Raw genomic sequence first — 8,978 nt, forward strand, 5'->3', positions numbered from 1 at the left:
CCCGGCAACCGACTCCGCATCCAACAGCTCACGCTGATCCTCAGAATGCCCCTGCATCCATTAATCATCTCGAGAACCCAGCCACAAACCCCGCCACCACGCCGGATTAATTCAGCAGACTCCTAGGCGCTCAGCTCGCCGGCAATCCGGCTGATCTCCGCCGGGCCGACCCGGCAGCAGCCGCACCGTGTGCGTCGCGGGCGCGGCGAAATACGCCGCAGGCACCGCGACGATCTCCTCGGGCGCGTCCACCAGCAACCGCGCCGACCGCAGACCGTGCGACAGGTCGTGGCCGCGCGCTTCGAGTTCGGTGGCCGGCCCGCCGTCGCTGACCAGCACCGTCCGGTCGCGCCGAGGATTCCCACCCCGCCACCGCACGTCCGATGACGCAGGTCAAGAGGTCGACCGGTTACACCCTGGCCAGGCAGGTACTCTCGGTCGGGTAACGGCGGCGACACGCCAGAGACACGGTGGTGCGTTACGCGACCATCGCGGGCGGGTCAGGCGATATGTTGACGCAACTACACGTGAATACCACCGACGCTATTCGGCTTTATCGGTCGCACAGCGGCGGAAACAGCGGGTAGCGTCGGGGCTACACAAGTCGGGGCTACACAAGCGGTCCCGGTGCCCCGCACCGAAACGACTGGATATCGACGGCGACAGGAAGTAGGACCCCAGCACTATGGCACGCATTGGAGATGGCGGCGACCTGCTGAAGTGCTCGTTCTGCGGCAAGAGCCAGAAGCAGGTGAAGAAGCTCATCGCGGGACCGGGTGTGTACATCTGCGACGAGTGCATCGATCTGTGCAACGAGATCATCGAAGAGGAGCTCGCCGACGCCGACGATGTCAAACTCGACGAGTTGCCGAAGCCGGCCGAGATACGGGAGTTCCTCGAGGGTTACGTCATCGGTCAGGACACCGCCAAGCGCACCCTGGCCGTGGCCGTCTACAACCACTACAAGCGCATCCAGGCCGGAGAGAAGTCGCGCGATTCGCGTTCCGAGCCCGTCGAGCTGGCCAAGTCCAACATCCTGATGCTCGGCCCCACCGGCTGCGGCAAGACCTACCTGGCCCAGACGCTGGCCAAAATGCTCAACGTCCCGTTCGCCATCGCCGACGCGACCGCGCTGACCGAAGCCGGCTACGTCGGCGAGGACGTCGAGAACATTCTCCTCAAGCTGATCCAGGCCGCCGATTACGACGTCAAGCGCGCCGAGACCGGGATCATCTACATCGACGAGGTCGACAAGATCGCCCGCAAGAGTGAGAACCCGTCGATCACCCGCGACGTCTCCGGTGAAGGCGTTCAGCAGGCGCTGCTGAAGATCCTGGAGGGCACGCAGGCCTCGGTGCCCCCGCAGGGCGGCCGCAAGCACCCGCACCAGGAGTTCATCCAGATCGACACCACCAACGTGTTGTTCATCGTCGCCGGTGCGTTCGCAGGGTTGGAGAAGATCGTCTCCGATCGCGTCGGCAAGCGCGGACTCGGCTTCGGCGCCGAGGTGCACTCCAAGGCCGAGATCGACACCCAGGATCACTTCGCCGAGGTGATGCCCGAGGATCTGATCAAGTTCGGGCTGATCCCCGAGTTCATCGGCCGGCTCCCTGTCGTGGCGTCGGTGACCAATCTGGACAAGGAATCGCTCGTGCAGATCCTGTCCCAGCCGAAGAACGCGTTGGTCAAGCAGTACACCCGGCTGTTCGAGATGGACGGGGTGGAGCTGGAGTTCGACGAAGAGGCGCTGGAGGCCATTGCCGATCAGGCCATCCATCGGGGCACCGGCGCGCGCGGTCTGCGGGCCATCATGGAGGAAGTCCTGCTGCCGGTGATGTACGACATCCCGAGCCGCGACGACGTCGCCAAGGTGGTCGTGACCAGGGAGACCGTCGAGCACAACGTGCTACCGACCATCGTGCCGCGCAAGCCGTCGCGGACCGAACGTCGCGACAAGTCCGCCTAGAGTCCCTGTTGAGATTGCGTTGAGGGCCGTCAGTCATCGCGACTGACGGCCCTCAACGCATTTTCACCACGTGGGGTGCGCCGCCCCCTCCGCCTAGGTCGACTGCAGAGGTGGTGCCCACTCGGCGACCACCTCGTCGACCAGCGCGGCGATGGTGGCGATGCTGTCGCGGCCCGCATATGCGCACTGCAGCCGACGAGCTTGGGCGCGATAGGCCGCATCGTGGAGCACCTGCCGCACGGCACGGCGGACGGTGTGCGAAGTCGGTGTGGCGGTCCGCAGATCGACCCCGACGCCGAAGTGCCGTACCCGGGCCGCCACCTCGGGCTTGTCCTCGGTCCGGCCGGCGACGACCATGGGCACTCCGGCGGCCAGTGCGCGTTGCACGGCGCCGTAACCGCCGTTGGTGACCATGACGTCGACTCGGGGCAGCAGGACCTCATGGGGTAGGTATTCGGCGGCGAAAGTGTTGGCGGGCAACGATGTTCGGATCTCGGAGAGCGGGCGGCCGCCGGTGGTGACGACGAGGGTGACGTTCTCCGCGGCCAGCGCCTCGATGGTCGGTTCGACCAGTCGGCGCAGGTCGGCATTGTCGACCGTGCCCTGGGTGACATGCACGACGGGCCTGCTGCTGTCGAGCTCATGCCACCAGGGCGGCGCGACGAAGTCGTCGGCAGGCGGTGGACTGACAGCGCCGACGAATCGGACATGCGGGGGAAGATCGCTGCGCCGGTACTCGAATTCGGGGATGGTCGGGACGATCACCCGGTCGGCCAGTACGGCGGAGTCCAAGACGAACACCGGCAGCTTCGGTACGCCCATCGCGGCGAGCATCCGTTCGGCGGCCCGGTGCGCCGGGCGCAATCCGGCCCGTTGCGTGGCCAGTGTCAGGGCGCAGTTGCGCAGCCTGCCGACCACGCCGCGCATCGGCGCTATCCCCGGCCCCGCCGGTGCGGTGTCGCGGCTAGTCAAAAACAGCGGTGTGGTGGAGTAGGACAGGATCGGCGGGCGGGCGCCGCGATCGCCGAGGAGCAGTGGCAGCACACCGAGAAACAACGCGTCGGCGATGACGGCGTCGTAGTGGTGGCTCGCCGACAGTTCTTTGAGCGCTCCGAACTGAACGGGCATAGGCCGCACGAAGATGTGCTCGATGTCGAAGTTGAGCCGTGCCAAGCCGGACGTCTGCGCGCGTCCCGGCAGGTCGGCGTCGAACGAAGAATCGTCGTAGTCGGCGGCGTAGGGCAGCGGCACGGGATCCGCGCCGACAGCTCGGATCTTGTCGGCATGGCGGGAGCTGGTCAGCACGGAGACGCGGTCACCGCGGGCGGCGAGTCCGCGTGCGACGTTCAGCAGCGGCGAGATGTGTCCGACCGGCGGGCAGGATGCGATGAGGATCTGCGACATGTGTCGATGCTCGCCGCCGACCCGACACGTGTGCTTGGAGCCTGTGTGGAGAAATCGTGGAGATCGCGCAAAGGCCGCTCAGCTGAGCACGCGGTCGGGGCGGGTGTAGACGTTCATCGAATCACCGCGCAGGAAGGCCACCAGCGTGACACCCGATTGGGCGGCCAGATCGACCGCCAGCGACGACGGGGCCGACACCGCGGCGAGCACCGGAATGCCGGCCATCACCGCTTTCTGGGTCAATTCGAACGACGCGCGGCCGCTGACCAGCAGTACGGTGTCGCCGAGCGGGATCCGCCGGTTCTCCAGTGCCCACCCCACCACCTTGTCGACGGCGTTGTGCCGGCCGATGTCCTCACGGACCACGAGTAGGGAACCGTCGGTGCCGAAGAGCGCCGCACCGTGCAGTCCTCCGGTGGCGGCGAACACCTTCTGTTCCCCGCGCAGCTTGTCGGGCATCGCCGACAGCGTTTCGGCGGTGACCGTCGCCGGGTCGTCGCCGGGGGCGTGTCTGCTGATCAACCGCACGGCGTCCAGCGATGCCTTGCCGCAGACCCCACACGACGACGTCGTGTAGAAGTTCCGCGTGGGATCCACATCAGGCGGCGGGACACCGTCGGCCAGCGTCACATCCAGGACGTTGTAGGTGTTCTGCGAAAGCCCCGAACCGTCGTCCGGCAGGCTGGAGCGAAGCGATTCGGGGACGGGGGCGGGGGCGGTCGCGCCCCTGCAGTAGCGCACCGACATGATGTCCTCGCGGCCCCGCACGATGCCCTCGGTGAGCAGGAAACCCTGTGCCAGTTCGACGTCCGAGCCCGGGGTGCGCATCGTGACGGTGATCGGCTTGCCGTCGACCCGAATCTCCAACGGTTCCTCGACGACCAGGGTGTCCGGTCGCGCGACGGCGTCCTCGGTCGTCACGTGATGCACCCGGCGGCGCGCGGTCACCCGGCCCATTCAGCTGCGCTCCATCCTGATCACAACGGCCTTGGACACCGGCGTGTTCGACTTTGCGGCGGTATGGTCCAGCGGCACAAGCGGATTCGTCTCCGGGTAGTAGGCGGCGGCGTTGCCCTCCGGCGTCGGGTACGCGATGACGCGGAAGTCCTTCGCGCATCGCTCCTGCACCTGACCGTCGGCAGCGGGGAATTCGGAGATCAGGTCGACGCGGTCGCCGTCGGACAGCCCGAACCTGTCCAGGTCGGCGGGGTTGACGAACACCACCCGCCGGCCGCCCTTGACGCCCCGGTAGCGGTCGTCGAGCCCGTAGATGGTGGTGTTGTACTGGTCGTGGCTGCGCAGCGTCTGCAGCACCAGTCGGCCGTCGGGCACCGGCACCCACTCGAGCGGATATGCCGCGAAGTTGGCTTTTCCTGTCGCAGTGTGAAATTCGCGGGAATCTCGCGGCGGATGCGGCAGCTGGAACCCGTCGGGAGCACGCACCTTGCGGTTGTAGTCCTCGCATCCGGGGACCACCTCCGCGATCGCGTCCCGGATGGTGTCGTAGTCGGCGTTGAACGTCTCCCAGGGCACGGGGTGGCCGGGGCCGAACACCGTGCGGGCCAATTGGCAGATGATCGCGACCTCGCTGCGCACCTGATCGCCGGGCGGGGGCAGGCTGCCGCGTGACAAGTGCACCATCGACATCGAATCCTCTACCGACACAAGCTGTTTGCCGGTCGCCTGTACATCGCGGTCGGTGCGTCCCAGCGACGGCAGGATGAGCGCGGTGCGGCCGTGGACAAGGTGGCTGCGGTTGAGTTTCGTCGACACCTGGACCGTCAGCGAGCAGTTGCGCAACGCGGCCTCGGTGACCGGGGTGTCCGGGGTGGCGGAGACAAAATTGCCTCCCATGGCCATGAACACCGTGGCTTTGCCGTCGCGCATCGCGCGGATCGCGTCGACGGTGTCATAGCCGTGGTCGCGCGGGCTGGCGATGCCGAACCGGTCGTCGAGGGCGGCCAGGAACCGCTCGGGCACCTTCTCCCAGATCCCCATCGTGCGGTCACCCTGGACGTTGGAGTGGCCGCGCACGGGGCACAGACCGGCGCCGGGCTTGCCGATCATGCCGCGCATCAACAGAAGGTTGCAGATCTCGCTGATCGACGGGACCGCATGCCTGTGCTGAGTCAGGCCCATCGCCCAGCACACCACGATGCGTCGCGACGTCGCCATCATCGCCGCGACGCGGTCGAGTTGCGCGCGGTCGATACCGGTCGCCTCGAGTACGGTGTCGAGATCGATGGCACGGGTGCGCGCCTCGTAGTCGGCGAACCCCGCGGTGTGTGCCGCGACGAAATCGCGGTCCACGATCTGCACTCCAGGACCGGCCTTGTCCTGAGCCTCCAACAGCAGCCGGCCCAGACCGGCGAACAACGCCATGTCGCCGCCGAGGCGGATCTGTACGAATTCGTCGGCGATCGGCACCCCGTCGCCGACCACGCCGTGCACCTTCTGCGGGTCCTTGAACCGGATTAGGCCGGCTTCGGGCAGGGGGTTGACCGCGATGACCTTCGCGCCGTTGGCCTTTGCCTTCTCCAGCACCGACAGCATCCGCGGATGGTTGGTACCGGGGTTCTGGCCGGCGATCACGATGAGGTCGGCCTGCACCAGGTCTTCGACGGTGACCGATCCCTTGCCGATGCCGATCGCGTCGACGAGCGCGGTCCCCGAGGACTCGTGGCACATGTTCGAACAGTCCGGCAGGTTGTTGGTGCCGAAGCTGCGCACGAACAACTGGTAGAGGAACGCGGCCTCGTTGCTGGTGCGTCCGGAGGTGTAGAAGACGGCCTGGTTCGGGTCGTCGAGGGCGCCGAGCTCGTCGGCGATCAACCGGTACGCCGCTTCCCACTCGATGGGCCGGTATCGGTCGTCACCCGGCCGCAGCACCATCGGGTGGGTCAGCCGGCCCTGCTGGGACAGCCAATACTCGGGCTTGGCGTCGAGTTCGGCGATGGTGTGGCGGGCGAAGAACTCGGGGGTGACCACGCGCTTGGTGGCTTCCTCGGCGACGGCCTTGGCGCCGTTCTCGCAGAATTCGGCGAACTTGCGCCCACCGGGCTCCTCGGGCCACGCGCAACCGGGGCAGTCGAACCCGTGCCGCTGGTTGAGTCTGATCAGCGCGGCGGCCGTGCGGACGGGGCCCATCTGCTGCAGCGCGCGCTGCATGCTGACCATCACGGCCTTGACGCCGGCGGCCTCGCGTTTGCGCTCGCTGACCTGCACATCCAGCTCGTCGTAGTCGGCGTCGACGTCTTTCGCGGGGGCCATGGTCCCAATCTAGACGCCGGACCACCGGACCTCGGCCGGTGCGGAAGGGTTGTCATTTGGTATTTCACATGCGGTGATAGACGCTGTCTATCGTTCTGCCGTTTGGCGGGTCCCGGAAGGGGAGCGCGGTGCTGTTGCAACACCTGGAGTACCTCCTGGCGCTGGCGGCCGAGCGTCACTTCGGGCGGGCGGCTGCGCGCTGTCATGTGAGTCAGCCGACCCTGTCGGTGGCGATCCGTCGATTGGAACGTGACCTGGGCGTCGTCATCGTCCAGCGCGGACACCGCTTCGAGGGCTTCACCGAAGAAGGACGCCGGGTGGTCAGCTGGGCCCAGCGGATCGTCGCCGAGCGCGACGAAATGCTCGCCGACCTCGAACGGATGCGCGGCCGGTTGACCGTCACGGCGCGGCTCGGGGCGATCCCGACGGCGGTGCCGGCCAGTCCGTTCATCACCGCGGAGTTTTTGGCCCGCAATCCGGCGGCCTCGGTGCGCATCGAGGCATTGTCGTCGCGCGAGATCGCACGCCGGCTCGCCGATTTCGAGATCGACGCCGGATTGACCTATCTCGACGACGAGGCGCCGCCGGGCACGCGGTCGGTCGAGATGTACCGGGAGCGGTATGTGTTGGTGGCCCCGGCCGACGATCCACTGATGGCCGGCGCCGAGGTGAGCTGGGCGGACGCGTCCACACGGCAGCTGTGCGCGTTGACCACCACGATGCGCAACCGTCGCATCCTCGACGCCAACATGGCCGCCGAAGGCGTCCGCTATCGTCCCGCGGTGGAAGCCGACTCGGTCGACGCGCTCTTCGCGCATCTGACGCACTCGCGGCGCGCCACCATCGCCTCGGCCGCGTGGCTGTCGCAGTTGGGGGTGCCGCAGGGATTCGCGGCGCGGCCGATGGTCGTGCACAGCCCCGGTCCAGCGATCGGGCTGGTGGTGCTCGACCGAGAGCCGGCGCCGCTCGTCGCGACGGCCCTCGTCGGGGTGGCGACCGACATCGACCTGGGCTCGCGCCTAACCGGCATGGAGAGGGATGCGATGCGTTCGGGTGGCGGCCCGTAGTCCTGCCGCAGTTCAGGTGTGCCCGGTGGCGCGCCCGCTCGTCGGGGTTGGTGCCATTTGCCGCCGGCGCGTGGGTGACGGTGGCTGTCTAAAGGACCTTGAGCGCGGTCTCGGCGGCTGATCTCAGCGCATCGGCCAACGGCAGTTGCCGAAACGACGCGGACAAGATCTCGACACCCCAGGGACCGTCGAAACCCTTGTCGCGCAGAACCTTCACCAGACCGACGAGGTCGAACGATCCCTCGCCGCACAGCTGCCGGCGTTCAACGGTGTCGTCGAAGAGTGTGCCGACCACCTGCGCGTGGGCGTCGTCGAGTTCCACGCCGAACACCCTCTCGCCGGTGAGCGCGGCGTCCAACTCGGCAAGCGAGGTGCCGGCGCGGAACACATGCCAGGCGTCGACGATCAGACCGACATCGGGATGGTCCGCCGCTCTGACAAGTTCGGCGCCTCTGGGCAGAGACGCGATCAGGGAGAACGGCATCGGTTCGATCGCGATTCGGGTGCCGAGCCGCGCCGCGTCGTCGGCGAGTTGCCGCAGCGGGACGACGAACGGTTCCAGCGCCGCGGCGGCGGGACCGTTCTCCGAGCCGATCTTGATGAATGCCGGGTTGAGGGCATCGGCGGCCTCGAACAGCAGGTCGCGGATCTGATACGTGTGCCCGGGCAGGCCACGACCAACCCACCACCGCTCGATCAGCTCGATCTCCACATGGGAAAGACCATGATCGGCGATCATGTCGCGCAACGCCGCGAAACCGATCGACTCCCGGACCGCGAGGAGGTCATCGGCGATCAGTCCGAAGCCGCTGTACCCGGCATCGGCGATTGCCCGGACGCGTTTGGTGATCGGAATCGGGCTCGTCGCCGGGCTGTGCATCGGCGACGTGTTGCCTGCACTCGTCCATGCGGTCGCCACCAGCTCTGGCACTTCCACCTCTCTGTCACCGTGCCTCTCCGCACCCCGCTCACCCCTGGCGAGGGTGCGTGAAGTTGGGTCTGCGGGCGGCGTGTCGGTCGCAGACACGCACGCTCGCGGACTGTGGGGGTGGTCTTAGTTGGTGGGGAATCCGAGGTTGATGCCGCCGTGGCTGGGGTCGAGCCAGCGGGTGGTGATGGCTTTTTGGCGGGTGAAGAATTGGACGCCGTCGGTGCCGTGGGCGTGGCTGTCGCCGAACAGGGAGGCTTTCCAGCCGCCGAAGCTGTAGTAGGCCATGGGAACGGGGATGGGCACGTTGATGCCGACCATGCCGACCTCGACCTCGTTTTGG

Annotated in this window: 7 protein-coding genes and 1 pseudogene; 2 read left to right on the top strand and 6 right to left on the bottom strand. The window is 67.3% G+C overall.

Annotation, left to right across the window (positions count from 1 at the left end):
• Nucleotides 1-192: 192 nt before the first annotated feature.
• A pseudogene (locus tag ACTWP6_RS29135) lies at nucleotides 193-378 on the bottom strand (homocysteine S-methyltransferase family protein); the annotation flags it as partial.
• 307 nt (nucleotides 379-685) lie between these two features.
• Here ACTWP6_RS29135 and clpX point away from each other — a divergent pair.
• Nucleotides 686-1,966: an ATP-dependent Clp protease ATP-binding subunit ClpX gene (clpX, locus tag ACTWP6_RS29140; protein ID WP_443189497.1), complete on the top strand. Its 1,281-nt coding sequence runs from the start codon at nucleotides 686-688 to the stop codon at nucleotides 1,964-1,966.
• Between the two features lie 93 nt (nucleotides 1,967-2,059).
• Here the strand turns inward: clpX and ACTWP6_RS29145 are convergent, their stop codons facing one another.
• The 3 genes from ACTWP6_RS29145 to ACTWP6_RS29155 form a co-directional block, all read right to left on the bottom strand.
• Nucleotides 2,060-3,370: a glycosyltransferase gene (locus ACTWP6_RS29145; protein ID WP_443189498.1), complete on the bottom strand. Its 1,311-nt coding sequence runs from the start codon at nucleotides 3,368-3,370 to the stop codon at nucleotides 2,060-2,062.
• Between the two features lie 78 nt (nucleotides 3,371-3,448).
• On the bottom strand, nucleotides 3,449-4,327 hold the full coding sequence (fdhD, locus tag ACTWP6_RS29150) for a formate dehydrogenase accessory sulfurtransferase FdhD (RefSeq protein ID WP_260754291.1): 879 nt from the start codon (nucleotides 4,325-4,327) through the stop codon (nucleotides 3,449-3,451).
• The gene (locus ACTWP6_RS29155; RefSeq protein WP_443189499.1) at nucleotides 4,328-6,640 is read right to left on the bottom strand and encodes an FdhF/YdeP family oxidoreductase; all 2,313 of its coding nucleotides are present in this window, start codon (nucleotides 6,638-6,640) and stop codon (nucleotides 4,328-4,330) included.
• Nucleotides 6,641-6,768: 128 nt separating this feature from the next.
• On the opposite strand from ACTWP6_RS29155, the gene ACTWP6_RS29160 reads away from it, so the two are divergent.
• Nucleotides 6,769-7,707 carry a LysR family transcriptional regulator gene (locus tag ACTWP6_RS29160; protein ID WP_260754289.1) on the top strand — a complete coding sequence of 313 codons (939 nt, stop codon included), beginning with the start codon at nucleotides 6,769-6,771 and terminating at the stop codon, nucleotides 7,705-7,707.
• A gap of 88 nt (nucleotides 7,708-7,795) precedes the next feature.
• Here ACTWP6_RS29160 and ACTWP6_RS29165 read toward each other — a convergent pair whose 3' ends face one another.
• Nucleotides 7,796-8,644: a sugar phosphate isomerase/epimerase family protein gene (locus ACTWP6_RS29165; protein WP_443189500.1), complete on the bottom strand. Its 849-nt coding sequence runs from the start codon at nucleotides 8,642-8,644 to the stop codon at nucleotides 7,796-7,798.
• A gap of 117 nt (nucleotides 8,645-8,761) precedes the next feature.
• A partial coding sequence (locus ACTWP6_RS29170; RefSeq protein WP_443189501.1) for an aldehyde dehydrogenase family protein occupies nucleotides 8,762-8,978 on the bottom strand: 217 nt, incomplete at its 5' end.

Source organism: Mycobacterium sp. 4D054 (assembly GCF_052245755.1).
In the GTDB taxonomy this organism is placed as follows: Bacteria; Actinomycetota; Actinomycetes; order Mycobacteriales; family Mycobacteriaceae; genus Mycobacterium.

Excerpts from the sequence above, each read along its gene's own strand:
- ACTWP6_RS29155 (WP_443189499.1), bottom strand. The coding sequence starts at position 6,640 with ATGGCCCCCGCGAAAGACGTCGACGCCGACTACGACGAGCTGGATGTG.
- ACTWP6_RS29145 (WP_443189498.1), bottom strand. The coding sequence starts at position 3,370 with ATGTCGCAGATCCTCATCGCATCCTGCCCGCCGGTCGGACACATCTCG.
- clpX (WP_443189497.1), top strand. The coding sequence starts at position 686 with ATGGCACGCATTGGAGATGGCGGCGACCTGCTGAAGTGCTCGTTCTGC.
- fdhD (WP_260754291.1), bottom strand. The coding sequence starts at position 4,327 with ATGGGCCGGGTGACCGCGCGCCGCCGGGTGCATCACGTGACGACCGAG.